Below are 26,646 nucleotides of genomic sequence, written 5' to 3'. Positions count from 1 at the left end.
GCTTCGGAGGCCGAACCGCGAGGCTGCCGCCCCGGAGGCGGCTGCCGCACCTGAGCCATACGGGAGCACAACATGCACAACAACGCCATGAACATCGAGCTGCTGGTCGTGCCCGACTGTCCGAACACCCGGACCGCCGCCGACCATCTCCACCAGGAGCTCGACAGACTGGACCTGCACGATGTGACGTTCCGGACCCGCACCATCACCAGCCAGGCCGAGGCGGAGGCCGCACACTTCACCGGCTCGCCGACGATCCTGATCGACGGAAGCGACCCCTTCGCCGAGCCCGGCCGGGCCCCGGGACTGACCTGCCGCATGTACCGGACCCCGGAAGGCCTGTCCGGCGTACCGACGGCCAACCAACTGCGCGGAGCCCTGGCCCACGCCCTCCGGGGCGAGCCCGTGGCGCGTCACCCGGACCGGTGAACTCCGACCTGACGCCCCCGGCGGACATCACCGTTGATGGCACCGGACTGCTGTGCGTCACGCTCCTGCTGCGTCTCCGCAAGCGGATCGAGGGGACGCCGCCGGGCGCCGTGGTGCATGTGATCGCGACGGATCCGGCCGCACCCCTCGACCTGCCGGCCTGGTGCCACGTGGTCGGCCACAACTACCTGGGCCCGGTGCCCGGCGAACGCCTGGTGTACGCGCTCCGGTTGACCGCAGACGCCCGTCCCACCCTCCCTGACACACCCTGGCACCCTGCCCGACCCGGCATGGCCACCGACTTCTTCGCAGGTCGGGAGGCTCTTCGTCATGTGGATGTGGCGATCGGTCCCGTGAAACGGCCGGGCGGGAACGGCCAGAGGGCGAATGTGGTAGACGCCCTCACACTCCCTCCCGTCGATCCCGATCAGAAACTTGCCGACGATCTAAACTCGTGAATCCTGGTTGGGAACGAAGTGGAGAGGATTTCCGAACGAATTTCTCCCGCGAGCAGACTCACCAGGAGTTCAGAGCACCCTAAGGGCTGTCCCGTAATCCCTGGTGGGCGTGCGACGACGGCCACGGCACCTCGCCGCGTTGTCGGAACGCCCGAATACATCCAGTATTCGGGCGTCCCTCCGCCTTGCGATGCACCGCGCCCGACGCCACACGCTGATCCACCAGGGATTACGGGACAGCCCTTAGCTCGAAATGTTCCCACCAATCCCCTCGAGCCTCGTTCACCATAATCGTCCAACCACTCGGATCGATTCCTGGACGAATGAGCCAGTAAAGAAACTCTCCGTTGTCCGTCGAGGCCCAAGGGACAAGTCGACTTCCAGAAACTTCCAACAGCTCCGGCTTGGGTTCACCGAATTCCCACAGCGTCTGAAAAGCCTCATCGCGCTCGCACTTGGAACGCTCCAGGTCACAATAACGGTTCACGCACCCAGGCTCGAGGACCGGTCGTGAGTAGCAGCGGTACAGCGGTTAGCGCTAAGCCTCCGGGGCAGGTCAGCGGCCGTGATTGGCGCTGAGGGTGATCACGCTCGGGGGCCCGATATCACGGAAGGGATCTTCCGCGCAGGGGTTCGAGTGACGGCTAACTGAGCCAGCGGCGGCCCGGCTACCCTCCGGCCCGTGCCGGTTGAGTTCTTAACTGATGATCAGGCCGCGTCCTACGGCTCCTTCAAAGAGGTGCCGACCCGCCCTGAGCTGGAGCGATTCTTCTTCCTCGATGACGAGGACCGCCTGCTGATCGCGAAACGGCGCGGGGACCACAACCGCCTCGGCTTCGCCCTGCAGATCTGCACCGTCCGGTACGTGGGGCTGTTCCTGGCGGACCCGCTGGACGTGCCGTGGGCGGTGGTGGACTACCTGGCCGAGCAGCTGGGCGTCGAGGACGCCTCGTGCGTGAAGCGGTACACCGAGCGGCAGATGACGCCGTACGAGCACGCCTGGGAGATCCGGGACGCCTACGGCTACCGGGACTTCGAGGACGCGGGGTGGGGCCGGCGGTTCCGCACCTTCCTGCATGGCCGGGCCTGGACGCACGCCGAGGGGCCGGTGGCGCTGTTCGACCACGCGGTGGCGTGGCTGCGCCGGCACCGGGTGCTGCTGCCGGGCGTCTCGGTGCTGGCCCGGCAGGTGTCGGAGGTGCGGGCGGTGGCGGAGAAGCGGCTGCACGCCACGGTGGCCCGGGCCGCGCACCGCGCGGACGCCGCGCTGCCGGGGGAGTTGGTGCGGCTGCTGGAGGTGCCTGACGGCGCCCGGGTCTCCGAGCTGGAGCGGCTGCGCCGGCCGCCGACCCGCACGACCGGCACCGCGATGGCGCGGGCGCTGGACCGGGTGAACGAGATCTCGGCGTTCCAGCTGGGCCGGGTGAACCTGACCCGGGTGCCGGTGAACCGGCTGACCACCCTGGCCCGGTACGGGCTCGCCTCGAAGGCCCAGACGCTGGAGCGGTCGGCGGAGCCGAAGCGCACCGCGCTGCTGACCGCGGTGGTCCGCAGCCTGGAGGCGGCGGCGATCGACGACGCGCTGGACCTGTTCGCGCTGCTGATGGCCACCCGGCTGATCAACCCGGCCCGGCGGGTCTCCGACCGGGAGCGGCTGGTGATGTTGCCGCACCTGGAGAAGGCGTCGCGCACGGTGGCGAAGGCGGCCCGGGTGCTGATCCGCGAGCTGGAGCTGACCGACGAGGGCGCTGGAGGTGTGGATGCCCTCCCTCAAGGAGCGTCGCACCCCGATGCCCGAGGAGGCGCCCGGCTGGGGCTTCGTGTACTTCCAGCCCTCCCCCCGGGCAGATGGGGCTCTGCATCCGCACGAACATGGCGGCGGCCTGGCCGTGGTGGAGCGAGAAGCAGGCCGCCCGGATGGGCCTGTTGTGCGCCGAGTGCGGTTGAGACCTGCGCAAGAACGACGGCGATGACGACCACGTGGCCTACAACATCCCGAGAAGGCCCGGCGGCTGGCGCCTGCTGTGCGGGGCCTGCTGCAACCACGGCGAGGACGTCATGGGCCCGGACGATGCCCCCGCCGGCTCGCCCGTGCCTGCCCAGGCGGTGCCGTCCGTGCCGGCCACCTTCACCGCCGGCGGTGCCTCGTGATGCTGGTCGCCGAGCTCAAGGGGTACCTCGACGTCGGGGATCAGCGGAACCGTGGTTGGCGCTGAGATTGATCATGCCGGACAGGCGACCGGTCAATGCATTGACCGGTAAAGGCGTTTACCGCTAAGGTGGTCAATGCCTTTACCGGACAAGGAGTGGGTATGCGCTACCTGCACAGCATCGAGACCACCGAGGCTGCGGATTTCCCTGCGTGGCAGGCGGTGGCCCTGGCCGACGAGCCGGAGGAGCACGACGGCACCGCCGCCGACTACGGCCGCGACGTGCTCGCCGCGTGGATCTACGACACCGACGCGGCAGGCATCACCGACGAGGACGGCAGGCCCCTGCTCCGCGTACGCGTGGCCTTCGCCGACGACCCGGACGCGTTCGCCAGCAACAGCGACAGCGACGTCGCCGCCATCGTGGAGTGCGACCAGCTCGCCCCCCCCGGCGCCCGAGATATCCGCGCTGGAGGCCGCCCGCGAGCGCAAGCTGTACCTGCGCCTGCTCGGCCTGCTCGCCGACCAGGAGCTCGCGGACGCCCTCCGGGCCGCGCGAGCAGTCGGCGCGCACTCCGCGAACCAGCTGGCGGACTACGTGTACCCGGCCGTGTCCCGGCCGATCGCCCTTCGCATGATGCGATAGTCACCCTCGCCCGCGGTAGAGGGGAAACCCTTCATGATCAACCTCAGCGCCAACCACGGTTCCGCTGATCCCCGACGCCGTCCTCGGGGCAACGCCCCCACCCGCCCTCCCTTCCCGCTCCGGGAGGGAGGGCGGGTTCTTTTACCCGGTTCTTTCTATAGGGCGTCAGCACCACCGGACGCCGGTCGACCGGCGTCCGGTACGACCTGCGCGGACGCGGCGCGCCGGGCCCGCGTCCGCGCCGGTCGGGGCCGCCGCCTCGGGCAGGACCTCCGCAACCCAAAGACGATGCCGAGCGAGCTGCGCGGCTGACGGCATCGGAGCCCGCCACCCGCAGCCGTTCCCCCGCTCCGGGTGGCTCCCCTGCCCGGCAGGACGGGGCGCCGTCCTGCCGGTGCGCGGGCCGAAGGGCCCGGTCGCTCAGGTTCTGCCGGGTTTGCCCGTCGAGACCAGCAGGAGGACGGACGAGCCCGGTGCCACCGGTTCTGCGCCGCCCCGGGGGTCACTGCTGATCACCTGCCCGGCGGGAGCGTTCCAGTCCGTGTGCCGCATGATCGTGCAGCTCAGTCCGAGTCCGCGCAGCAGGCTTCCGGCCTGTTCGACCGGCATGCCGGCCAGGTCCGGCAGCGCGATGCCCGCTCCCGCGGTCTGCTCCTGCTCCTGTGTCGGAGTCGCATCGGCGCTTCCGCTCTTGGGGGTGCCGGTGGCGAGCGGGGTGCACGCCCCGTTCGCCGGTGTGGACAGGGACGGGGAGGCGCCGGGCGCGGGCGGCACGGGCTTCAGCGCGAAGAACCCCACCGTGGCGCACGCCAGCACGCAGCACGCCGCAGCGGTGCCGAGGAGCGCCCGGCGGGTGCGGCTGCGGCTGACGACTCGCTCGATCGCGGCCGCGTCGACGACCGGCGCCGTCGGCCCGTCGGCGAAGGAGGCCACCGCGGCACGCAGCTCGGCTTCGAGGCCCGGCTCGAACGGGGCGGGTCCGGACGACGTGTTCCTCACTTCGTACCTCCGAAAGCGGCCGACGGGGTGTGCGGCGCCTGGGCGCCCGATACGGAATCGCGCAGCTTGGCCAGGCCGCGGGCGAGCTGGGACCTCACCGCACTCGAAGAGATGTCCAGGATGCCGGCGACCTGCCCGGCGTCCAGATCGTGCAGGTAGTACAGGACCACCACGCTGCGCATGCCCATCGGCAGCCCGAGCAGTGCCTCGATCAGTTCCGCGCGCAGATCCACCTGCCCGAACCGGTCCCGGGGGTCGGCCGTCTCGGGCACCCCCGACAGCCCGGGGCGCTCGCCCAGGCGCGACAGCCGCCGCCAGCGGTCGTTGGCCAGGTTGACCAGCACTTTGCGCACGTACGCCTCCGGCGAGTCCGCCACCTCGACCTTCCGCCAGTGTCGGCACGCCCGCTCCAGCGCCTCCTGCACCAGATCCTCGGCCACGTGCACGTCACCGGTCAGCGCATACGCGGTGCGGAACAACGCTCCCGACCGCTGTGCGACGAACTCCGTGAATCCGTTGCCCGGACCGCTCCTGCGAAACCTCACCCGCCGACCTCCTCTCCTCGTCCCGTCCCGATCACTGCCCCCATGACGGCGGAACGGGGCCGGGTGCTGCACCGAGCCGCCGGCAGTGACGTGAATCACAGCTGGGACGGAAGGGTGTCCCAGGACCTCGCGCCGCTGCCGCCCGGGGTGGGGGCGGCGCCCGGCGTCCCGCGCGGGCGGACGCGACGCCGCTCTCGACCTCGGCGAGTTCGCCCCCGCCGGCCCCGTCCTGCGGGTCATCCCCGGCGGCCGGGACAACCGGCCCGGGTCGGCAGGGTAACGGCCGGCCGTCGCCTTCGCCGTGCTCTCGGAGCCACTCGGCGACATCGTGCACCTCGTGCACCCGGCGCCCGGTGACTTCCTCGTGCAGGTCCATGTCCTCGGTGTCGAGGGCGATCAGGATCGCGGTGCCGCGCAGGGCGGAGGCGACGTTCAGCAGGTCCTCGTCGCTGTAGTCCTGCATCCGCCAGCCGAGATCGCCCATCCGCTCGACCAGCAGCCGCAGGCCGCCCGCGGCTGCCACGGCCTGGCGGGCGAGAGCGGCAAGCTCGGCGTTCCGGTCCTCAGCCACACCTCCAGCGTGCGCCCGTTCTGGCCGGGCCGCCCCCGGCAGCGAAGATCATTCCTTAGCGCTAACCGCTGTACCGCTGCTACTCGCGACCGAGGACCCAGAGATACCCATCAAACCGTCCGCCACCATAGGTATCGATCAATTCCATGTAGTCTTCCGGAAGTTCGATCCCAAGCTCACTCTCCACCGTGCCCCAGTCCTTGTGCGAGGGATGGGGATCCGGAGGTGCAATCAGTTGCGCAAGTTGTCGAACGTGTGGATTCACGGTTTCGGCCTGTTCAGAATCGTCTGATATATGTTCCGTCACCCCACACAGAAGCCCCGCCAGGACGCACCTGGCGGGGCTTCATTTCCCCCTTGAGAACGTAATCCCTCTGCTGACTCACGGAGAGATCACGGCACTAAAACTGCGGCACTGCCAGAGCTCTTCCGACGAATCCGCCTGCTCACCGAATAGGCAGGCGACTACAACTATCGATGATTCTTCAGCCCGCGCATCAATTCAGCCCGGGATTCGTCACCCGCCACCCAATCCCTGGAATCTCATCCAAATAGGCTAGCGCCTGCGAGTCATTGCTCGCGATCTGCACATCTACATACTCGGGAGTATTGAATCGCGAGTCGCGAATATCAATGTTAGGCTCTACAGAAGCGACGATTTTTTCACTCATATAGATAAGGCAGTTCGGATTGTTGTACCACTGCCATCCACCCAAATTAACCTTCACTAGAGATCCGAGCACTTCCGGAAGGCGAGCATCCCTGACCCGCCCACAAAAGCGCTGATACTGCCCTGCGCTCGCAGCTTCCAGTAGCGCACTATGTATCAATGTCTCCTGCAACGTCTCGGAACTCACCACCCAATCCTCCTCTAGTTCACTTTCATAAACAACACTCGGACACTCGACATCGAATGCCGATCTCCAGTCACAAGCCGCGTCCTCCAGGAATACGGATTTCCCTTCAACTACTTCAATATCGCCCGGCTCGACCATTTGATTAAGCCGCATCAGCGGTTTACTCCATTGAGAGGCAAGGATATGCCACTCTCTAAGTGGTGCTGGAAGCCAGTCACACCCAGCCGGCAGCGCGCTCGGCGGCAAATCTGGCAGTCCATGCCAGTCAGATACGAACCTGAACAAATCAATGGAGTCAGGTTCAATCATGCCGCCATTATTGAGCCTTTTCCAATCTCACGTTGATGCGTGATGGAGGACAAGTACGGCTTGGACGATCGCGGTGATGCGGTTGGTGCTGCAGCGGAGTTTCCGTAGGAGGCGCCAGCCCTTGAGGGTAGCCATGGCCTGTTCGTCGAGGCAGCGGATCTTGGCGTGCGTGCTGTTGTGTCGACGCTGCCATCGCTTGAGTCGGCGGCCTCGGAACGGGACGCGTACGGGGTGGCCGGCTCCCTGGTACGCCTTGTCCGCCCAGCACTTCAGTTCGGCTGCGGCGAGCGCGTCGATGATCCCATGGGTCCGTGCGGCGGTCAGGTCGTGGACGGACCCCGGCAGGGCGGGGGACGCCCACAACAGCCGCCCGAACGGATCGCTGAGAACCTGGACGTTCATGCCGTGGCGCTTGTGTTTCCCGGAGTAGTACGGGGTGTCGGCGGCGATCCGGTCGATCGGCAGGAGGGTACCGTCCAGGATCACGAACGCCTTGGTCCGGATGGTCTTCATCGCCTCGGTCAGGGTTGGGGTGAGGGCGGCCAGAACGTCGATAGCCTCGCGTATGCAGCGGTAGACGGTTGCGATGCCGATGCGGAACCCGGCGAGCTGGGCATAGGTATCGCCGCACGGCAGGTGCGCCAAGGCCAACAGGGCCTGTCGGCCTACGGGCAGACGCCGTTAGCGCGTCCCGATCTCCCGCCGCCGGGCAGGCCGCCGAGCGCTCAGACAGCGCAGGGTGCGGCTGGACAGATCAATCGACGACGGGTAGACAAGCACGCGAAGCTCCTGGTGGGGCACGGTGGATCTTGGTCGTGACACCCTCCTACCAGAAGCTACATCGCGTTGCAGAGCCGCCCAACTGACATACGAGGCCAGCAGGTTGGAATCGGCTCAGTGAACGCCAGATCCACCACAGCGGCCTTCGGTCCCACAGAACCGTCGGAACGGTGCACCAGGGTTGTGTCCACGCTTTGCCACGAACCGTCACTTGCCCGCACACGCCGCGGCGCCGTCGACTGGGTCAGCGTGAACGAGCCGTCGGGGTTCGCCTCGGTCGTCGCATACTCGGTGCGCGCCGCGGTGATCTCAACCGGCTCCCCGGTCTCTGCAGCCTGCGCCAGCGCCGTCTGCTCCCCCAACCAAGCCATCGGCGTTGGCAGTCGCCTTGACCACAGCACCGGCACCGGCCGCATAGGCAGGAGCCGCACCGGCCATGAGCGCAAGGTCAAGAACTGGACCCAACACCCGCCCAGCCCTCCGTCTACTGACAGACAAAACTCTCCCCCGCCCCGATACAGGGTCTCCCCAGACCCGTCACGTTCATGACCTTCTAGTAAAGGCTGCTCGCGGACGGTAGGCGCGGGGCAGACTTGATCGTCAAGGATTTACATGGCGCATGAATGAACATGTAAAAACCTGCCCCCCGTGACAACTGGGGCACCCAAGCGCAGGACGCGCCAATCATTCGAGATACCGAAGAGCCGCCCCTCGGTCGCGGCGTGACGGGGGGGGTGGCTTCGGGCTTCGGTCATGTCAGCCCACCGCCCCATCGTCGGCCAGGGCCTCGGCGCGCAGGCTTGCCGGGCGTACGACAGCCGTCCCCGGTTCCAGTGGAAGATCACGGCGTGGACGGCTGCGCGGCGCGCTCCACGCATCGCGTCACCGGCGCGGATCGGTGCTCACGGTCGACTCCCCGGTGAGACCGTCACGTGCGACCGGGCCCGCTCGCCCATTTCGTCACCACGGATCTTCCATGGCTTCGCAGCCGCCTCCGACCCAGGACGCGAGGGGCGTCACTGGGCCGGACATGGTGGATTCAGGGTGGTTCAGGACTCCGAAGGGCACGGGCCGGCGTCCGGGGCGCGTGACGGCGGCGGCCGACGTCCGGGCGAGCCGCCGCTGTGTGGCGATCCACTCACAGAGTGAGACGGTGCGAACTAGCCTCCACGGCAGCTGGGACCGCACGGCCACGGCCCTGCGCATCCACCGCAACACGGTCCGCCAGCGCATCGCCCGCTGCGCGGCCCTGCTGGACGCGGACCTGGACGACATGGACGTCCGGACGGAGCTGTGGTTCGCGCTGCGGGTGCGGTGAACGGGGCGCCGGGGCGGTCGGTCCCCCTGCCCCCGCCCCCTGCCCGGTTCAGCCCCGCGACCGGGGCGAGCTGCTCCCCTCGCACATTGCGGCGGCGAGCCGTTCGCCACGGCTCCGGGCGATCCGGTGCACATCGCGCAGGGACTCGGCCATGCGGGCCACGACGTAGCGGAGCTGCGCCGAAGTGACCTGGCGGTCGTCGAGCATGTCGTCGGCGTGGTCGAGCAGTTCGAGAGCCATGCCGAGCTGCACGCTCTCGACGTTGTCGGCCACGTGGGAGACGTATCCGGTGCCGTCCCCGATGACGTAACAGGGCTTGCCCCCCGAACCGGCCCAGGGAAGCAGTCGTGCCGAGGCGTCGGGGGTCCGGGAGATCATGCGGGCCCCTCGATGATGCGGGCGTTGCGGTGCAGCACGTCGTCAACTCCGTTGAGGTAGAAGGGTGAAGGCCATGCCCCGGACCATTTCAGGACGGTCCGGGGGGGTACTGCGCGTGCGCGGCCGACCCCCAGGGGCCGGCCCCATCGCGACGAGAGCGGTCGATGCCTGGATCTGAATCTCGGCATCCACCTCTGTGTAGCGATCCACTCACAGAGTGAGACGGCCCCGGCTAGGCTCGCCAGGGGGTTGCCGGTGACGGAACCGTTGTCGCACGGGAGTTGACCATGAGTAATACCTATGGCGATTGGTTGAAGGCGCAGCGCGAGGCGGCGGGCCTGACGCAGCAGGAGCTGGCCGCCGCGGCGATCATGACGCGATCGCACATCTCACACATCGAGGCGGGGCGGCGCATCCCGTCCGAGGAGGACGCGCGGCGCCTGGACCAGGCCCTGAACACCGGGAACGTACTGAGCAGCTTTCTGCCGGGCAAGAATGATGGCACCGTTGCCAACCATTTCGAGCCCGTACGTCCACTCGAAAAACAGGCCACGATGATCAGGGAGTTCGCCCTGAACTTCGTGCCCGGCCTCCTCCAGACCGAGCGATACGCTCGCGCGGTGCTCGGCTCGGCGTTCCCGCCCACGAGCGACGAGGAGCGTGACAAGAACGTCGTCACGCGGCTTGAACGAGCCAAGATCCTCGACGACCCGGTGACGCCCGTAGTCTGGGTGCTGCTGGATGAGGGAGTGCTGCGTCGCCCGGTGGGCGGACCGGATGTCATGGCGGAACAGCTCATGCACATCGTTCGCTTGGCCAAGACCGAGCGCATCCGTGTGCATGTGATGCCGTTCGCGCTGGGCCTTCACCCCCTCATGGACGGCATGCTCACGCTGATGTGGTTCGACGACCAACCGCCAATGGCATACAGCGAGGGCCTGTCCATGGGAAAGGTGCAGGATTCTCCGTCCACAGTATGGAAGTTGCAGAGCCGCTACGATCTCGCCTTGAGCGATGCCCTGCCACTGAAGGAGTCGCAGGCACTGCTGAGGGCGACCGCGAAGGAGTACGGACACCATGACTGACCACGTCATCCTGGACGCATCCGCGTTGAGTGGCTGGCGCAAGTCGTCGTACAGCTCAAGCTCGAACGACAGCTGCGTCGAGGTGTTGGACGGCCACCCCTCAGGCGTCCCCGTCCGCGACTCCAAGAACCCCCACGGACCCGCACTGGTCATCCCCACAACCAGCTGGACCGCCTTCGTCACCTCCATCGGAAGCGGAGCTTTCGGACAATGACTGATCTCACCCTGCCAAACGCATCCACGCTGAGCGGATGGCGCAAGTCGTCCCACAGCGGCAACGAATCCGGCAGCTGCGTCGAGGTGTTGGACAACCACCCCTCAGGCGTCCCCGTCCGCGACTCCAAGAACCCCCACGGACCCGCACTGGTCATCCCCACAACCAGCTGGACCGCCTTCGTCACCTCCGTCAAGGGCGGAACCTTCCCGCGCTGAACGCCTCAGCAGCACGCGACGACGGCCCCTTCCTCGGAAGGGGCCGTCGTCGCGTGGTCCGAGAGAGACGGACTACCGCAGCCCGAGGCAGGGCAGCCAGTCGCGTGAGGTGTCGTGGGTGGCGGTGAGCAGGGCGCTGAGTGCGCCCGGGGCGCCGTCGAGGAGGGCGGTTGCCGGGCGGCCGGGGGCGAGGGCCGTCGGGAGCCGAGTCGTCAGGTGCTCGGTGAGCCGGGTGGCGAGTGCGGCGGCGGCCGGGAGTCCGGCCCATCGGTGGAAGGCGTCCGCCACGGCCAGCACGCCCGCCGCGCCGTGGCAGAGCGCGAGGCGGTCCGTCAGGGGTTCGCCGTAGAGGTGGAACGCCTCGTCGTACCGCTCCGCGAGGGTGGTGAAGGCGGCCGCCGCCCAGTCGGCCGTCGCCCGGTCGCCCAGTGCGTCGGAGGCGTCCCAGAGCGCCCAGGCGACGCCGGGGGTCCCGTAACACCAGGCCTGCCGGGCGCGTGCCCCGGCGGGTGGCGGGCCGTCGAGTCCGGTGCCGTCCCAGCTGCGGACGGAGCGGGCGTCGTCGAAGGACTGCCGTACCAGCCAGTGGGTGGCGCGGTGCAGTGCCTCCGTCAGCGGGGGGCGTGGTCCGGTGCGGCGGAGCGTCGCGGTGAGCGCGGCGGTGAGTCCGGCCACGCCGTGGCCCATGCCGGTGTTCACCCGGCCCTGGAGCCAGCCCAGGCGCGGATGTCCCGCGTACCGGCCGATGTGCAGTCGGGGCAGGTCGTCGCTGTCGCAGAGGGCGGCCAAGTGGTCCGCGAAAGGGAGGAGTTGGCGGCTCGGGGGCCTGGTCCCGGCGCAGAGTGCGAGCAGGGTGCCGGACGGGCCGCCGATGAGGTCGTAGTCGGGCAGGCCGACGTCCGCCGTCCGCCAGGGGTGCGCCGAGGCCCGGTTCAGGAGGTGGTCGCGCAGCCGGTCGGCGGCGCGGTGCAGCGGTGGGTGGATCCGGGCGGCCATGCGCAGGCCGACGAGGGTTCCGGCCAGGCCGCCGTCGTACAGGCCGTCGTGGGAGGGGCCCCGGCCGACGGTCCGGGCCCAGGCCGCCACCGCGCGCCGGGCGCTCGCCGTAGCCTTCGGGTCGGGCGTCTGCGCGGCCAGGGAGGCCAGGACCGGAATGCCGGGGTCGGACGTCGCGTACCCGCCCGTGGCGAAGTCGTCGAGCAGCCGGACGGCGAGGCCGAGAACCGCGTCGTGCGGCGGAGCCTGGTGGGCCGGGGGCGGCGGAGCCTGGTGGGCTGGGTGCATCGGAGCTCCTCGTGGGGGGAGCCACCCGGACCGGTCCGGGTGGCTCCGTTCATCTCGACGGTGGACACAGGGTGTCCGGGTGGGGGGCCGTCAGCAGTTGATGGCGGATCCACAGATGGTCGAGCCGCCGCAGATCAGGACGGTGGCGCACAGCAGACTGTCGCTGGCCTCCACGGCGGGCAGGTCGGAGCTGGTGATCCTCTCGTCCAGCTCGTCGATCAGGGTGTCGAGGTCGGTGATCTCCATGACGGACATGGGGTTTCCTCCTTTTTCCTTGGTGTTCCCTATGGGGTGTTGGCCGCCCCGGCAGCCGCCGCACCAGGTGCGGACGGGCCGGGGACGTCGTGGATGAGCGCGGCGGCGGACGCCGCCAGCTCATCGGCGGTCCGGTCGAAGGGGAGCCTGAGCAGCAACCCGGCGGCCACCGGTTCGCCCCGGTGCAGCGCGTCGCGCAGCACCGGTCCCCGCGGTCCGGCCACGGGGCCGGGCAGCATCTCCTCCAGGACCAGTTCGTCACCGGGCAGTGCGGCACATGTCCGCTCGATGACGTTGAGCGCGGTCAGCGCTTCGAGGTCGGCCGGTACCGGCTTGCCCCCGAACGCGGGCCGCACGAAGACGAATCGCGGCAGACCGGCGGAGCGCCTGAGCGTGGCGAGCGCCCGCACCCGGTCGAAGTCCGTGTCCTCCCGACGCCACAGGCGGGCACGCGGCACCCGCCAGGTGGCCGGGGAGACGACGAGGTCCCCGCCGGCCGTCACCCTCGGCGTCCGGGTGACGGCCGGGTCGGCGGGGAAGGCCGCGGCGAGGCCGTCCAGGCCGAGAACCGTCCCCGACCAGGGGTGCCCGGCGGACAGCAGCAGCCGTACCAGCCGGTCGTACGGCGGCATCGGATTGCGGGTGGCGTGGTGGACGGGTACGACGCGCTCGCCGTCCACCTCGGCGACGACGCTCCGGCCCGACCGCCGCAGGGTGATGCGGTCCAGCGGCAGGTAGCGCTGCTCGGGGCCGCCGGGTCCGAAATACGCGGACGGGTTGGGATCGCCGGTCCACCAGCGGGTGATGACGGGCCGTCGGACCGTGTTCGCGGCGTGCTCCGTGACCGGCGGGACCAGCAGCTCGACGAAGCGCACACCGGACCGGCGCTCCACGGCGGCCAGGAAGTCGCGGTAGGCCTCGACGTTGTCGTAGCCGCCGTTCAGGTCCTGGAGCGCCTCGACGAACCGGGCGTCGATGATTCCGGCGGGCGAGGCCGTCTCCAGCACCGCGAGCGGCCCCGGGCCGGAGAGGGGGCGCAGCAGGCAGTCCAGCGGCCAGGGCGGCACCACGTCCTCGGCGGGCGGTGCCCCGAAGGCGTCCAGGAGGTCGTCGTCGATGTCCACCTGTGCCGCGTCGCGGTGGGCGGCGAGGTGGGCGAGGAGCCGGGCGTAGCCGGATTCCGGGTCGTGTGCCGGGTGCCACCCCTGAGGGCGGCCGCGGTCCGGTCCGGGGGACGGCCGTTCGTCGGAGGCGAGCAGGTCGACCAGGATCTCGCCGAGCGGACGCGGGTGCTCGTCCAGCCGCTCGGTGCCCGGTACGGGCGGTGGCGCGTCGGCGCCCGTCTCCCGGTCGGCCCGGCGCAGCGCGGCCAGGCGGTGGGCGGTGCGCACCGCGCGCTGGACGCGGGCGGCGGCCCGGTCGGGCACGCGGGCGTCCAGGCCCCGGTAGGAGTCGAGGAACCAGCCGCCCGGCCCCGGGTCCCCGGGGCGGGTGCCCGGCCGGGGCAGTTCGCCGGATCCGGCGACCCTGGCGGCCGGGGACCAGGCGGCGCGGCGTTGGCGCGGGGCCGCGCAGAGCTGGAGCACGCCCAGCCCCATGAGGTGGGTGAGGAAGCCGCGCAGTACGGCGGGGGCGGCGACCGGCAGCGCGCGTTCCAGTTCCGCGAGGGTGCGTGGGCCTTCGGCGAACAGCCCGAGCAGCAGGTCCAGCAGCGCGGTGCGCCGGACCGCGGTCTGCCGCAGCCGCCTCGGATCGTCCGGGTCGATCGCGTAGCAGCGCAGCGTTCCGCCCGTACGGTCTTCGGCGCCGCCGCCTTCGGTGAGGTACAGCGGGGCGGGCGCGAGCGCGGCCGTGGGGTCGGCGGTGCGCAGGTCCCGCGTACTGGCCCGGGTGCGGACGGCGTGCACGTTCTCCACGGCGGTGGCGGCCAGGGCGGCCAGTTCGGCGCCGGGGGTGAGGAGCCGGAGGGCCGCCCCGTCCGCCGTGCCGCCGACCGGGACCGGGGCGACCTGGCCCACCCAGCCGCGTGGTGTGGTCTTCATCGCCGCCCGGCCCACGACCCGCCACAGATAGGCGGAGCGCTTGCGCAGCCGTTTGCCGCCCCATGAGGCGCCGTCGGCGAGACGGGCGGCCATCTCGTCGGCCAGGCCGGGGCTCGCGGTCTCCAGGAACTCCCGCAGGACCGGGCCGGCCGACACCAGCGACCAGGCCAGCGCGCCCACCCGTTCGCGCTCGTCGACGATCGCCCGCTCCAGCTCCGCCCGGGTCCGGAGCGCCGGACCGGTGGCGTCGCGCAGCGCCCCGGCCTCCCGTACGAGCCGTTCGGGCACGGCGGCCAGCGCCTCCAGGAATCCGCAGTCGGCCGGGGTCGGCGCGGAGCCCGCGTGCAGGCGCCGCCGCAGCGCGAGCACGGCGCGGCGCTCGGTGTCCGTCAGACGGGGATCGGGGACGACGCGGCTCAGGTCCTCGGCCAGGTCACGGGCGCGCGCGGACTGCCGCTCGACGGTGTCGGCGTGCTCGGCGACCCGGCCGAACAGCCCGGAATCGCCTGCGGCCGTCCACATCGAGCTTGGAATCCCGGAGGCGCGCACCAGCGCGGTGGCGCCCAGGTACCGGCTTCCGGCGGTGCCGGGAGGGGCGGGTGCCGGGGAGGCGGTGGGAAGTCCGGTCATGTCAGTCCACCGCCCCGTCGTCGGCCAGGGCCTCGGTGACCAGGCTCTGCCGGGCGTACGAGAACCGGCCCCGGTTCCAGTGGAAGACCACGGCATAGGCGGCGGCGCGGCGCGGGCCGCGCACCGCGTCACCGGACTCGAAGTAGCCGGCGTGCCAGTGGTCCGCGGCCCGGTGCACCGCCTCGCCGTGGCGCTCCTGGTCCGCGCGCCACGCCTCGGGCAGCCCGGCGAGCTGCTGGGCGCGGGGCAGTTCCCAGTAGGCGCGGATGCCCTGGGCCGCCCGGCGGAGCGCGGCGTCCTGCGTGCCTTCGGGGAGGCGGCGGCCGGTGTCGGTGCGCACCGCGTCCCAGACGCCCCGGTGTTCCCAGCCGACGATGTGCAGGCCGTCGAGCATCTCGCGGAGCAGGAACAGGGAGAGCCGCCAGTCGGCCGCGGCGTCCCCGTCCGCGGGGCGCCGGGTGTGGTGGTCGAGCCAGGCCAGGGAGTCCGCGGTGAACAGCTCGTGCACCCAGGGCATGGAGCCGGGGCCGCCGAAGAGATAGGACTCCGGCTCGTAGACCGCGCACACCGGCGGTCCGGCCAGGCCGTCGAACTCCCGCAGGCGTTCCAGGAGTTCGGCCCGGAGCGGGACCGTGCCGTCGGCTCCGTACGCCTGGAAGCGCATCCGCAGGCCGGGGGGCTTGTGCATGAAGAAGAAGGCACGCGCGGTGCGTGCGTCGAGGAGGTCGTGCGCGGTGGCCGCGAGCCATTCGTACAGGCGCGGCCAGGCAAGCGGTTGCGGGGCCAGGTTCATCTGAACCCAGCTCGCCTCCGGGTGCGTCACCCCCAGCATGGGACCTCCGTGTGTCGTGGTTCCGGCACGGTGGGGCAGCTCACGGATCGACCGATGGGTCCGCGGAGTCGGTGCCGCGGACCGGCCCGGGTGTCGGGAGTGGCCCTGGTTCGTTCGGTGTGGTCCGCAGATTCATGTGATGTGGCGCGCGGTGCTCGCGGAACTCGCGGTCGGACCGGATGCGCCGGACGGATGCGGAACCGTCCTTCTCGCCTGTGTCGGCCTGCTCAGGCCCTTCATCCAGCTCATTTCCCGCAGCAACACCAGCTGAAAGAAAAATGACCATTAGTCATATGATGGATGGGTGTGCGCTTGGCGTGATCCCTGTGGCACACGCGCGGTCGGCCGCGCCGTCGCACAGTTCACGGGTCGTCACCGCTCCCCCGTGCGACCGCCGCGTGACCTGCGCGAACAGCGTGCGGGGCGCCGCGTGCGGAAGGCTCCGGGCGAGGCGCCACGGGTGACCCGGCCCTGGCGATGCGCTCCTGTCGACGCACCTCGGCACCCGGCGCGGGGCTTCCGGCACCGATCACGCGGTACGGGCGTTCGCGCCGGTGCGCACAGGAGTGCCGCGACCTCGGAAGCAGGCTTCGAGCGCCCCTGATTCCGCCTGTCTGCGCAGGTCGCGGCCGTGCCACGCTGCTGATGACCAGGGCGCGGGGCCCTGGTCACCGTCAGGAGAAGAGGTTTTCGCCATGCACCGCATCAGCGCGCTCACCGTCACCTCGATCGCCTTGGCCCTGGGGCTCGGAGCCGGGCCCGTCGCCGCCGCGTCCGCCGAGAACGCCGCCGTCGGGAGCGCCAGGGCTTCCTACAGCTGCAGCCCCGGATATTTCTGTATCTACAGCGACTGGAACGGAGGTGGCACCCGCTGCCAGTGGTCGGACAAGCAGCGGGCGAATACCGCCGACGACTGCTCGTTCATCCAGCGCGGCCAGAACGTCCGCTCCGTGTGGAACGCGACCGGGCACCGCGTGCAGTACTACACCAAGACCAACTACAACTCCCGGGTCGGATCCACCGCCGCCGGAAACGGCGGCAACCTCCAGGGCGACTACCAGATCCGCTCCTTCAAGCCGCAGTAGGCGGCGGGCCGCACACCCGAGAGTCCTCCCCGGCCGGTGGCCGGGGAGGACTTTCGCGCGTCCGCTCCCGTAGGCCGCGCGGGCGTGCTGCGCATCACCCTGGACAGCGCCGGTGACCCCCGGGTAACTTCGGAACACATCTGAGCAAGCGCTTAGCCAGTCCGGCCGAGAACTCGCCCGAAGCCGACCAAGGAGGCATCCCGTGCGCCGTACGGTATTCAACGAGGACCACGAGGCGTTCCGGGAGACCATCCGCGCCTTCATCGAGGCCGAGGTCGCCCCCGTCTACGACGAGTGGTTCGCGGCCGGCCAGGTCCCCCGCGACTTCTACTACAAGCTCGCCGAGCTGGGCATATTCGGCATCGAGGTGCCGGAGGAGTACGGCGGCGCCGGGGTCGAGTCCTTCAAGTTCGAGGCGATCATCTCCGAGGAGTGCGCCCGCGCGGCCGTCAACTTCGGCGGCTCCGGCGTCCATGTGCTGCTCTGCCTGCCGTACATCAAGGCGTATGCCACCGAGGAGCAGAAGAAGCGCTGGCTGCCGGACTTCGTCACCGGCAAGTCGATGTACGCCATCGCCATGACCGAGCCGGGCACCGGTTCCGACCTGGCCGGCATGAAGACCACCGCCAAGCTCTCCGAGGACGGCACGCACTACGTCCTCAACGGCGCCAAGACCTTCATCACCGGTGGCGTCCACGCCGACCGGGTCATCGTCTGCGCCCGCACCGACGCGCCCAGGGCGGACGACCGCCGGCACGGCATCTCGCTGCTCGTCGTCGACACCAAGGCCGAGGGCTACTCGGTCGGCCGCAAGCTCGACAAGCTGGGCCTGCGCACCTCCGACACCGCCGAGCTGGCCTTCGTCGACGTCAAGGTGCCGGTCGAGGACCTCCTCGGCGAGGAGAACAAGGGCTTCTCCTACCTCGGCCAGAACCTCCCGCAGGAGCGCCTCGGCATCGCCGTCGGCGCGTACGCCCAGGCCAAGGCGGCCGTCCGGTTCGCCCAGCAGTACGTGAGCGAGCGCACCGTCTTCGGCAAGACCGTCGCGTCCTTCCAGAACACCAAGTTCGAGCTGGCCGCCTGCCAGGCCGAGGTGGACGCCGCCGAGGCCGTCTGCGACCGCGCCATCGAGGCCCATGACGCCGGTGAGCTGACCGCCGCCGAGGCCGCCTCCGCGAAGCTGTTCTGCACCGAGGTCGCGCACCGCGTCATCGACCGCTGCCTCCAGCTGCACGGCGGCTACGGCTACATGAACGAGTACCCGATCGCCCGCCTGTACGCGGACAACCGGGTCAACCGCATCTACGGCGGCACCAGCGAGGTCATGAAGTCGATCATCGCCAAGTCCATGGGCCTGTGAGAGCGGCTACGTTCGTCCCATGAGCGCAGCACTCGACTCCCTGCTCGATCTGCTCGACCTGGAGCAGATCGAGCGGGACATCTTCCGGGGCACCAGCCGTTCGGCCCTCGTGCCCCGCGTCTTCGGCGGCCAGGTCGCGGCCCAGGCCCTGGTCGCCGCGGGCCGCACCGTCCCCGCCGACCGGACCGCACACTCGCTGCATTCGTACTTCCTGCGGATGGGCGATCCGGGCGCGCCGATCGTCTACAGCGTCGACCGCATCCGCGACGGCCGCTCCTTCACCACCCGCCGGGTCGTCGCCGTCCAGCACGGCCAGCCGATCTTCCACCTCTCGGCCTCGTTCCAGACGTACGAGGAGGGCCTGGAGCACCAGGCGGCCATGCCGCCCGCCCCGGACCCGGAGACGCTGCCCACGGCGGCGCAGCTGCTGCCCCGGTACGCGGACCGCTTCAGCGAGCCGGGGGTCGTGGACCGGCTGATCGAGGCGCGGGCCGCGGTCGACCTGCGGTACGTGGACGCCCCGCCCTTCGCCAGCGTCGGCGAACCGCGCGAGCCCCGCTCCCAGGTGTGGTTCCGCACCAACGGCAAGCTCGCGGACGATCCGCTGCTCCATGTCTGCATGGCGACGTACGTCTCCGACATGACGCTGCTGGACTCGGTGCTCCTCGCCCACGGGCGCGGGGGCTGGGCGGTCGGCGACGTGGTCGGCGCGAGCCTGGACCACGCGATGTGGTTCCACCGGCCGTTCCGGGCCGACGAATGGCTGCTGTACGACCAGGAGTCGCCGTCCGCCTCCGGTGGGCGCGGGCTCGGCCAGGCCCGGATCCACACCCAGGACGGCCGGCTGGCGATCACCGTCATCCAGGAGGGCGTGGTCCGCGTCCCCCGGGACTGACCGCGCGTCGCGGCCCGTACCCGGGACCGACGCGCCCCGTACCCGGGACCGACGCGCCCCGCGCCGACGGGCCGCTCGGCGCCGGTTCGGACATACTCCCCACCATGAGCGACGAGACGACGAGCGACGCGACCGGTGCGACCGGTGGTGGGGAGTCCACGTTCACGGTGATCGTCGCGGCGGCCGCCAATCTCGGCATCGCCGTGGCGAAGGCCGTCGCCGGGCTGATCAGCGGATCGAGCGCGATGCTCTCCGAGGCGGCGCACTCGGTCGCCGACACGGTCACCGAACTGCTGCTGCTCACCGCGCTGAGACGCAGCGGGAAGCCCGCGGACGAGGAACACCCGCTGGGCTACGGCCCCGAGCGCTACATCTGGGCGATGCTCGCCTCCGTGGCCACGTTCGTCGGCGGCGCGGTCTTCTCCGTCTACGACGGCGTCCACACCCTCGCGGCGGGCGAGGAGCTCGGCGATCCGCTCGTCTCCTACCTCGTGCTCGCGGTCGCCTTCCTGCTGGAGGGCTACTCGCTGCGGACCGGGCTCCGGCAGGTCCGCGGCGAGGCCGCGCGGCTGCGGGCGCCCGTCGGGCACTACTTCCGCCACACCCCCGACACCGCGGTCAAGGCCGTGGTGATGGAGGACTCGGCGGCGCTGGCGGGTCTGCTGCTCGCCGCGGGCGGACTGCTCGGCGGCCAGCTGACCGGCTCGGGGGTCTGGGACGGCATCGCGTCGATCCTGATCGGTCTGCTGCTGGTGTACGTCGCCTGGGTGCTGGGCCGGTCCAACGCCCAGCTGCTGATCGGCCGTCCGGTGCCGGAGCCGATGCGGGCCGGCATCCGCGAGGAACTGCTCTCGGTCCCGCACATCATCGACGTACTGGAACTCACCACGCTCATCCAGGGCCCGTCCGAGATCCTGATCGCCGCGAAGATCGACTTCCGGGACGCCTCGACCGCCGACCAGATCGAGTGGGCGTGCGAGGAGGCGGAGGAGCAGCTGCGGGAGCGCTATCCGTCGGTCCGCCGGGTGTACCTGGACCCGACCCCGGGCCTGCGGCAGCGGCGGCGCGGCCCGGCCTGATCCGGGCCGGACCGGACCGGACCGCACCGGACCGGACCGGACCGCACCGCACGGCCCGGATCAGCCCTGGGTCAGCCCCGCCGCGTCCAGCAGGTACTCCGTCATCGGGTCGTAGAACCGCGGGTCCAGTACGTGGTCGTCCAGCGGGACGGCCACCTGGAGCGTCCCCTCCGCCTCGCCGAGGAAGAGCGCCGGGTCGTTGCAGTCCGCGTACCCCACCGCGTCAAGACCGCGCTGCGCCGCGCACCCCGCCCAGCCGTGGTCGGCGACGACCAGGTCCGGCAGCGGGCGGCCCTCGCGCTCCAGGCCGTCCAGGATCGCGGCCATCGGGGCGGGCGAGTGCGTGTGCCAGAGGGTCGCGCCGCGCTCCTGCACCGCGACGTCCGCGAACTGGAACACCATGCCCTCGTCGGCGACCAGCCCCGAGGGAATCACCACGATCTCGCATCCGGCGGCCCGCAGCGCGGCCGCGGTCTGCCGGTGCACATCGAGGAGCCCGCCCGGGTGCCCGGTCGCGAACAGCACCCGCTCCGCGCCCGCCACCGCCTTCCGCAGCCGCGCCGCCATCCGCTCCAGGGCGTCGACGGTCAGCTCCGGGTCGATGGTGTCCTGCCCGAACCGGTGCTCCGGGTCGTCGCTGACCCCGCAGCGCTCGGCCATCACCGCCAGTACGTCCTGCTCGTCGCACCACCGGTCCCCGAGCTCCAGCCCCAGCCAGTAGTGGCGGTCGCCGTTGGCGAGCTTGCGGTAGTGGGAGAGGTTGTTGTCGCGCGGTGTGGCGACGTCTCCGGCTATACGCGTACGGACGAGGTGTTCGACGAGGGCGGCACGGCTGGGTATCGGCATGAACCCATTGTGCCGTCAGATGTGCGCAGTGTGCCGGGTGTATGGCCCGACCGCCCGGTCGGGCGGGCTCGCCGGTCAGCGAGGCCGGGGCGCGTACGTGACCTTCTCCAGGCGGTAGTACCTGGCGACGCACTGCGCCGGCCAGGGCCGTCGCCCGTGGTTCCCGAACGGCTCCAGCATCCTGCTGACCGACACGGGGGTGTACGGGAGGACCTGGGCGCCGCGCGCCGCCCCCTCCCTCAGGAAGCGGTCCTGGTGGTCCCAGCGCTGGGCGCGCACCTCCATCTGCGTGCCCAGCCGGAACAGCGGGACGGCGAGGCCGACGCAGGCCAGGGCGCATACGGCGGCGGCCACCGCCGTCGCCGTACGGGTCCCCCGCCGACGGGCGCGCAGCCCCCGCCCCAGCAGGGCGCCGATGCCCGCCAGCAGCAGCACGTACACCAGGAGGAAGTCGCCCCAGACCCGGGCCGCGGTCACCACGCCCGTCCCGAAGGCCGGGTAGGTGATGACGGTGCAGAGGAAACCGGAGACCAGGAAGACGAGGAGGCCGGTGAGGACCAGGAGCACCGGCCTGCGCCGCAGGGATCCCTCCGGCGCGCGCCCGCCCCCGCGCACCGCCAGTCCGAGCAGCACGCCGACGGCGAGCGCCCCCAGGTACTGCCAGGTCGTGAGGACCGTCCCCAGGATCTCGCCGAACGCCCGCAGCGCCGCGTTCAGTTCCTGTGCGCCGAACACGGCGCCCGCGTCGGTGCCGAACCGTGCACGCCGGGCGTGCGCGCCGGGTGAGAAGTACAGGACGGCCGCCCCGGCCAGGACCCCGGCGAGGGCGACCGCGCACCAGCGGCGCGCCAGGGTCCTGCCGGGGCCGGGGAGGGCCCGCAGGCCCAGCAGCAGCGTGGTGCAGAGCAGCACGCACGCGACGACCGCCGTCTCCTCGGACAGCGTTCCGATGAAGACCCCGGCGACGAGGGCGACGGCCACCGCGAAGATCTGCCCCCGGCGGGTCCGCGCGCGCAGCAGCGGGATCACGGCGGCGCAGGCCAGCACCGGCGAGACGGCGTGCGAGACGGAGTTGGCGGGCCAGTAGAAGGCCTTGTACGTGTCGGGCGTCGCGAGGAAGAAGACCGCCCCGCACCCCGCGGCCACCAGCAGCGCCACCCCGCGCGGCGCGGTCAGCCCGGCCCGGCCGAGCACGGCGGCGGTCAGCGCCCAGAGGATGCCGACCATGAGCACCCCGCTGACCAGCGCGAACCACTGCTGGCCCGGGACGCCGAACACCCCGTACGCGACGACCAGCAGGGCGTTGGCCACGCGTCCGTTGTCGTGGAGGTAGAACTTCGCGACCATCCCGGAGGCGCCCTCGTCCCGCACCACCGGGAGGAAGCACCAGTCGTCCGCTCCCGGGCGGACCAGCCGGCCGATCCAGAAGGCCGCGCCGAGCAGGGCGAGCGGGAACAGGGCGAGGGCCGCCGGCAGGCTCGTCTGCCACCGCCGCACGGCTCCCGGCCGCTCCTCCGGCGACGGGGACACCCCGCCCTCCCGCTCCTCCCGTACGTCGGCGGTCCTCGACGTGTCCACGGTCATGCGCAGTGCTGCCCTTCGTAGGGACGCCTGCCGGCCAGGGACGCACCGGAATCGATGGCCCAGCGGGCGAGCAGGAACGAGAACGGTGTGGCGAGGAGCCCCGCGGCCACGGCGGCGAGGTTCTTGTCCAGGCCCAGCCCGCTCACCGCGAGGGAGAGCAGGACGCCGGTGAGGACGAGGTTGGCCGCGCTCGACAGGGGATACCGGAGGAATGCCTGCCAGGTCGGCCGCGTACGGCAGGTGAGGTACGAGTTGAGCAGGAAGGACCCCACGACACTGACCGCGTACCCGAGGACATGGGCGGCGAGATAGGGGATCCGGGTGTTGAGCGAGGCGTACACCGCCAGATACACCGCCGTGTTGGCGATTCCGATCGACGCGAACGTGAGGAACTGCCGCGCGGTACGGGACCTGGCGGCACCGAGCGCGGTCGCCCCGGCGCGGGCGCCCGCCGGAACAGCACCCACCGGAACGACATCCACCGGCACGGCCTCCTCTTCCGGAATTGGATTCGCCGGAACGGTGCCCGCCGGAGGAAGAACCGAGGGAACAGCCGGGGAGACATTCGGGGGAACATCCAAGGGCACATTCGGGGGCACGTTCAGGGAAACCATCGGGGATTCGCTCGTCTCCCGCACCACATAATGCGGCCGCCGTTTGGATTCGCAGTAGATGCGTCCCACGTATTCACCGATGACGCCCAGGGTGGCGAGCTGGATTCCGCCGAGCGCCACGACGGCGGTCAGCAGGGTGGTGTAGCCGGGTACGCCGACCCCGTGCAGTGCGACACCGGCGATGATCCACAGGGCGTACCCCAGCGCCGCCAGCGCGAGGGCGAGACCGGCGTGGATGGCCAGGCGCAGCGGGCGGCTGTTGAAGGAGATCAGTCCGTCGATCCCGTAGTTGAGCAGATGCCTGCCGCCCCATTTCGAACTCCCCGCCGCCCGCCGGACGTTCCGGTAGGTGAAGGCGGTGGTGTCGAAGCCGATCCAGGAGAAGATCCCCTTGGAGAACCGGTTGGTCTCGGGCAGTGCGAGCACGGCGTCCACGGCGGTGCGCGACAACAGCCTGAAGTCGCCCTCGCCGTCGACGACGGACACGTCCATGCACCGGCCCATGGCGCGGTAGTAGGCGCTGCTGAGCAGCGTGCGCAGGGCGCCCTCGCCGGTCCGGTCCCGTCGGGCGACGACCTGGTCGTAGCCGTGGCGGCGCAGCTCCAGCATGCGGGGCAGCAGTTCCGGCGGGTGCTGGAGGTCGGCGTCCATGAGGACGACGGCGTCGCCGCGGGACATGCGCAGCCCGGCGAGCATGGCGGCCTCCTTGCCGAAATTGCGGCTGAAGGAGGTGAAGCGGACCCGCCGGTCCGCGGTGGCGAGCGAGCCGATCCGGGCTCGTGTCCGGTCGCTGCTTCCGTCGTCGACATAACAGATCTCGAACGTCTGCCGCGTCGGTTCGAGAGCGGAGACCAGCTCGCGGTGGAATGCCTCGATCACCTCGTCCTCGTTGAAACAGGGGACCACGACCGAGACCTGACATGTTTTCATTTAAATTCCCCAGCAGGCGTGGGCGAGACGACTCAAACCATATGCCTGTGGATCGCCGCGACACTCCGACGGACGGAGCCGCGCAAAGGAAATGGGGGAGAATTTGAGCGAATCTTCTCCCCTTGCGTATCAATTCATATAGTCGAAGCCCGGCGGGAAATCACGCAAGCGCAAGCGCAGACGTAGACATAGGCGCAGACGTAGTCGCATGCGGCCGCGGCCGCGGCCCTACGCGCGGGCCGCCGCCTCGAACGCCCCGCGCGCCAGCCGGTGCAGCAGCGCCGCCGTGTCCGCGCGGTCCGGCCGGGCGTCGGGGCGGCCCAGGTGCGGGGTCGAGTTCAGCAGGCCGAAGACGGCGTGGACGGCGGCGCGGGCCTCGTGCTCGGGCAGGTCCGGGTACATCTCGCGGACCACCTCCACCCACACCTCGACGTACTGCCGCTGGAGCTGGCGGACCCGCTTGCGGTCGGCGTCCCGGAGCCGGTCCAGCTCACGGTCGTGGAGGGTGATCAGGGGGCGGTCGTCGAGGGCGAAGTCGATGTGTCCCTCGATGAGCGCGTCGAGGAGGGCCTGCGGGGAGCCGCCCTCGCACGCGGCGTCCTCCGAGACGCGCAGCCGCCCGCCCGCCAGCAGCCGCTCGCTGATGCCGACCAGCAGCTCGGCGAGCATCGCGTCCTTGCCGGGGAAGTGCCGGTAGAGCCCGGGGCCGCTGATGCCGACGGCGGCGCCTATCTCGTCGACGCCGACGCCGTGGAAGCCGCGCTCGGCGAAGAGGCGGGCGGCCTCCTTGAGGATCTGCTCGCGGCGGGTGGGGGCGTCGGTCCTCGTGGTCATGGTTTCGATTCTAGACAGTCGGGTTAGCGAACGTTAACTGGAGCCGGGCCGCACACCCAGCGTCACCGTGCGCAACAGCCACTCCACCGGCCCCAGCCGGTACCGCCGCATCAGCCATCCGCTCAGGGCGAGCTGGCCGGCGTAGAGCACCAGCGCCCCACCGACCGCCGCGGCGGCGCCCGTACGGCCGTACAGTCCGAGGCCGTACCCGGAGAAGACGAGCGCCATGACGAGGGACTGGGTCAGATAGTTGGTCAGCGCCATCCGTCCGGCGGGCGCGAGGACCCGGGCCGCCGCGGCACCGCGCCGCGTGCCGAACCACAGCAGCAGCCCGGCGGCGTACGCGGCCGAGAGCGCCGGGGCCGTCACCATGCCGACCGCAAGGCCCAGCAGCGTCCAGCGCTCCGACAGCGGTCCCGCCAGCCCCGCGGCGGAGAAGAGCGCCCCGGGGACGCCGACGGCGAGCCCCGTCAGGAAGATCCGGCGCAGCCGCGCCCGGTCGGCGAGCGCGGCCGCGCCGAGCCACTGCCGCCGGCCGGCCGTGAAGCCCACGAGAAAGGCGGCGACGACGAACCCGCCCATCAGCGGAACGGCCGCCAGCAGATCGGGCAGCGCCCGGAGGTTCGCCCCGACGACATCGGCGAACCCGCCCCGGTAGGCGGCGGTCAGCTCGGCCTTCTCCGTGGCGGACCCGGCCAGTTCGCCGGGGTCGAGCAGCGATGCCGCCAGCCCCGTCAGCAGCAGGAGGCCCCCGGCCGCGCCGAACACCCATAGCGCCGCCCGCCAGGCACTGACCGCCCCGGCGTTCCGGGCGGCCAGCAGGACCAGTCCGAACAGGGCGTACATCATGAGGATGTCGCCGCTGTACAGCAGCACCGCGTGGGCGAACCCGAGCACGAGCAGCCCGGCCAGCCGCCGTGACATCCGGGGGACGAAGGACGCCCCGGCGCGGGCGGCCGAGTCCATCTGGAGAGTGAAGCTGTACCCGAAGAGGAAGGAGAAGAGCAGGTAGAACTTCGACTGCGCGAGAAGGTCGACCGCCCACACCACGGCCCCGTCCGCCGCGTGCACCGCCGCGAGCCCGCCCCTGGCGCCGGGCGGCCCGGCGGTCGTCAGAAGATTCACGGCCAGGATGCCGACGAGCGCGAATCCGCGCAGGGCGTCCACTTCGAGGATGCGGGACCTCCCCGCCACCCCCTCGGCCGTTCCTCCGGCCGCACCCGTGCCCGGCACCGTCCACGTCTGCCGCGTCATCCGCTGTTCCCCCCGCCCGAAGCCCGTGCCGATCCGGGTCAGGGAGCGGCACGGGCCATTATTCCGGCTGGTCCGCGCGGCCTGCCGCCCGCGGGTGGCACATGTCCCGTGCCGACCGGATTGCCCGCCGGGCGCACCGGGGGCACCGGCCGAGCGCCCTGGACA

24 protein-coding genes and 3 pseudogenes are annotated in these 26,646 nt (G+C 70.9%); 12 read left to right on the top strand and 15 right to left on the bottom strand.

Annotated elements, in window-relative coordinates; all coding sequences use genetic code 11:
* The first annotated feature begins 72 nt into the window (after positions 1 to 72).
* The 4 genes and pseudogenes from GA0115234_RS31625 (at position 73) to GA0115234_RS41960 (ending at position 3,751) form a co-directional block, all read left to right on the top strand.
* On the top strand, positions 73 to 429 hold the full coding sequence (locus GA0115234_RS31625; RefSeq protein ID WP_237541889.1) for a hypothetical protein: 357 nt from the start codon (positions 73 to 75) through the stop codon (positions 427 to 429).
* Complete coding sequence (locus tag GA0115234_RS31620; RefSeq protein ID WP_093548565.1) at positions 426 to 887, top strand: sulfurtransferase TusA family protein; 462 nt, start codon at positions 426 to 428, stop codon at positions 885 to 887. Before GA0115234_RS31625 ends, GA0115234_RS31620 begins: the two co-directional genes overlap by 4 nt.
* 682 nt (positions 888 to 1,569) lie before the next feature.
* Positions 1,570 to 2,649: pseudogene (locus tag GA0115234_RS31615) on the top strand (DUF4158 domain-containing protein); the annotation flags it as partial.
* Positions 2,650 to 3,199: 550 nt separating this feature from the next.
* Positions 3,200 to 3,751: a hypothetical protein gene (locus tag GA0115234_RS41960; protein WP_141718509.1), complete on the top strand. Its 552-nt coding sequence runs from the start codon at positions 3,200 to 3,202 to the stop codon at positions 3,749 to 3,751.
* Between the two features lie 352 nt (positions 3,752 to 4,103).
* Here GA0115234_RS41960 and GA0115234_RS31610 read toward each other — a convergent pair whose 3' ends face one another.
* The 5 genes and pseudogenes from GA0115234_RS31610 to GA0115234_RS31595 all read right to left on the bottom strand — a co-directional run bounded on the left by GA0115234_RS31610 (position 4,104) and on the right by GA0115234_RS31595 (position 7,744).
* Positions 4,104 to 4,682, bottom strand: coding sequence for a PASTA domain-containing protein (locus GA0115234_RS31610; RefSeq protein WP_093548563.1), 579 nt, complete (start codon positions 4,680 to 4,682; stop codon positions 4,104 to 4,106).
* Positions 4,679 to 5,227, bottom strand: coding sequence for a SigE family RNA polymerase sigma factor (locus GA0115234_RS31605; protein ID WP_093548562.1), 549 nt, complete (start codon positions 5,225 to 5,227; stop codon positions 4,679 to 4,681). The genes GA0115234_RS31610 and GA0115234_RS31605 overlap by 4 nt, the downstream gene beginning before the upstream one ends.
* Positions 5,228 to 5,258: 31 nt before the next feature.
* Positions 5,259 to 5,798, bottom strand: a complete 540-nt coding sequence (locus GA0115234_RS42590) for a hypothetical protein (RefSeq protein WP_161275701.1) — start codon at positions 5,796 to 5,798, stop codon at positions 5,259 to 5,261.
* Between the two features lie 497 nt (positions 5,799 to 6,295).
* Positions 6,296 to 6,964, bottom strand: a complete 669-nt coding sequence (locus GA0115234_RS41955) for a hypothetical protein (RefSeq protein WP_141718508.1) — start codon at positions 6,962 to 6,964, stop codon at positions 6,296 to 6,298.
* A 27-nt stretch (positions 6,965 to 6,991) separates the two neighbouring features.
* Positions 6,992 to 7,744 (bottom strand): annotated as a pseudogene (locus GA0115234_RS31595) (transposase family protein).
* Positions 7,745 to 8,891: 1,147 nt separating this feature from the next.
* Between GA0115234_RS31595 and GA0115234_RS31585 the strand changes: the two are divergent.
* Positions 8,892 to 9,062: pseudogene (locus GA0115234_RS31585) on the top strand (helix-turn-helix domain-containing protein); the annotation flags it as partial.
* A gap of 48 nt (positions 9,063 to 9,110) precedes the next feature.
* Here GA0115234_RS31585 and GA0115234_RS31580 read toward each other — a convergent pair.
* On the bottom strand, positions 9,111 to 9,440 hold the full coding sequence (locus tag GA0115234_RS31580) for a hypothetical protein (RefSeq protein ID WP_093548558.1): 330 nt from the start codon (positions 9,438 to 9,440) through the stop codon (positions 9,111 to 9,113).
* Between the two features lie 287 nt (positions 9,441 to 9,727).
* Between GA0115234_RS31580 and GA0115234_RS31575 the strand changes: the two genes are divergently transcribed.
* Genes GA0115234_RS31575 through GA0115234_RS31565 form a run of 3 tightly spaced genes read left to right on the top strand, consistent with a single transcriptional unit; the run spans position 9,728 to position 10,957 of the window.
* A complete protein-coding gene (locus GA0115234_RS31575) occupies positions 9,728 to 10,525 on the top strand; it encodes a helix-turn-helix domain-containing protein (protein WP_093548556.1) in 798 nt (265 codons plus the stop codon).
* Complete coding sequence (locus tag GA0115234_RS31570; protein WP_093548555.1) at positions 10,518 to 10,739, top strand: DUF397 domain-containing protein; 222 nt, start codon at positions 10,518 to 10,520, stop codon at positions 10,737 to 10,739. Before GA0115234_RS31575 ends, GA0115234_RS31570 begins: the two co-directional genes overlap by 8 nt.
* Positions 10,736 to 10,957: a DUF397 domain-containing protein gene (locus GA0115234_RS31565; RefSeq protein ID WP_093548553.1), complete on the top strand. Its 222-nt coding sequence runs from the start codon at positions 10,736 to 10,738 to the stop codon at positions 10,955 to 10,957. Before GA0115234_RS31570 ends, GA0115234_RS31565 begins: the two co-directional genes overlap by 4 nt.
* Before the next feature lie 72 nt (positions 10,958 to 11,029).
* Here the strand turns inward: GA0115234_RS31565 and GA0115234_RS31560 are convergent, their stop codons facing one another.
* The 4 genes from GA0115234_RS31560 to GA0115234_RS31550 form a co-directional block, all read right to left on the bottom strand.
* Positions 11,030 to 12,241 (bottom strand): lanthionine synthetase LanC family protein, encoded by a 1,212-nt coding sequence (locus tag GA0115234_RS31560; RefSeq protein WP_093548551.1) that lies wholly within the window; start codon positions 12,239 to 12,241, stop codon positions 11,030 to 11,032.
* A 90-nt stretch (positions 12,242 to 12,331) separates the two neighbouring features.
* Entirely contained in the window at positions 12,332 to 12,496 is a 165-nt protein-coding gene (locus tag GA0115234_RS42585) for a hypothetical protein (RefSeq protein ID WP_176729330.1), read from the bottom strand.
* Positions 12,497 to 12,525: 29 nt separating this feature from the next.
* Positions 12,526 to 15,168, bottom strand: coding sequence for a lantibiotic dehydratase (locus GA0115234_RS31555; RefSeq protein WP_093548549.1), 2,643 nt, complete (start codon positions 15,166 to 15,168; stop codon positions 12,526 to 12,528).
* A gap of 1 nt (position 15,169) precedes the next feature.
* Entirely contained in the window at positions 15,170 to 16,000 is an 831-nt protein-coding gene (locus GA0115234_RS31550) for a thiopeptide-type bacteriocin biosynthesis protein (RefSeq protein WP_093548547.1), read from the bottom strand.
* 695 nt (positions 16,001 to 16,695) lie between these two features.
* On the opposite strand from GA0115234_RS31550, the gene GA0115234_RS31545 reads away from it, so the two are divergent.
* The 4 genes from GA0115234_RS31545 (at position 16,696) to GA0115234_RS31530 (ending at position 20,419) form a co-directional block, all read left to right on the top strand.
* Positions 16,696 to 17,085 carry a peptidase inhibitor family I36 protein gene (locus GA0115234_RS31545; protein WP_093548545.1) on the top strand — a complete coding sequence of 130 codons (390 nt, stop codon included), beginning with the start codon at positions 16,696 to 16,698 and terminating at the stop codon, positions 17,083 to 17,085.
* 202 nt (positions 17,086 to 17,287) lie between these two features.
* Entirely contained in the window at positions 17,288 to 18,445 is a 1,158-nt protein-coding gene (locus GA0115234_RS31540) for an acyl-CoA dehydrogenase family protein (protein ID WP_093548542.1), read from the top strand.
* A gap of 19 nt (positions 18,446 to 18,464) precedes the next feature.
* Positions 18,465 to 19,340 carry an acyl-CoA thioesterase gene (locus tag GA0115234_RS31535; RefSeq protein WP_093548540.1) on the top strand — a complete coding sequence of 292 codons (876 nt, stop codon included), beginning with the start codon at positions 18,465 to 18,467 and terminating at the stop codon, positions 19,338 to 19,340.
* Between the two features lie 104 nt (positions 19,341 to 19,444).
* On the top strand, positions 19,445 to 20,419 hold the full coding sequence (locus GA0115234_RS31530) for a cation diffusion facilitator family transporter (protein ID WP_093548538.1): 975 nt from the start codon (positions 19,445 to 19,447) through the stop codon (positions 20,417 to 20,419).
* Between the two features lie 60 nt (positions 20,420 to 20,479).
* On the opposite strand, the gene GA0115234_RS31525 is transcribed toward GA0115234_RS31530, so the two are convergent.
* The 5 genes from GA0115234_RS31525 to GA0115234_RS31505 form a co-directional block, all read right to left on the bottom strand.
* Complete coding sequence (locus GA0115234_RS31525) at positions 20,480 to 21,265, bottom strand: phosphatase (protein ID WP_093548536.1); 786 nt, start codon at positions 21,263 to 21,265, stop codon at positions 20,480 to 20,482.
* Positions 21,266 to 21,340: 75 nt separating this feature from the next.
* Positions 21,341 to 22,849 carry a DUF6056 family protein gene (locus GA0115234_RS31520; protein WP_093548534.1) on the bottom strand — a complete coding sequence of 503 codons (1,509 nt, stop codon included), beginning with the start codon at positions 22,847 to 22,849 and terminating at the stop codon, positions 21,341 to 21,343.
* Positions 22,846 to 24,393, bottom strand: coding sequence for a glycosyltransferase (locus GA0115234_RS31515; RefSeq protein ID WP_093548532.1), 1,548 nt, complete (start codon positions 24,391 to 24,393; stop codon positions 22,846 to 22,848). The genes GA0115234_RS31520 and GA0115234_RS31515 overlap by 4 nt, the downstream gene beginning before the upstream one ends.
* A 228-nt stretch (positions 24,394 to 24,621) precedes the next feature.
* The gene (locus GA0115234_RS31510) at positions 24,622 to 25,227 is read right to left on the bottom strand and encodes an SACE_7040 family transcriptional regulator (RefSeq protein ID WP_093548530.1); all 606 of its coding nucleotides are present in this window, start codon (positions 25,225 to 25,227) and stop codon (positions 24,622 to 24,624) included.
* 33 nt (positions 25,228 to 25,260) lie between these two features.
* Positions 25,261 to 26,481 carry a DUF418 domain-containing protein gene (locus GA0115234_RS31505; RefSeq protein ID WP_093548528.1) on the bottom strand — a complete coding sequence of 407 codons (1,221 nt, stop codon included), beginning with the start codon at positions 26,479 to 26,481 and terminating at the stop codon, positions 25,261 to 25,263.
* Positions 26,482 to 26,646 lie beyond the last annotated feature (165 nt).

Source organism: Streptomyces sp. DvalAA-43 (assembly GCF_900091725.1).
GTDB classification, from domain to species: domain Bacteria; phylum Actinomycetota; class Actinomycetes; order Streptomycetales; family Streptomycetaceae; genus Streptomyces; species Streptomyces pulveraceus.
The sequence above is the reverse complement of the archived record's forward strand: the minus strand, read 5'-3'. Positions and strand labels throughout refer to the sequence as shown.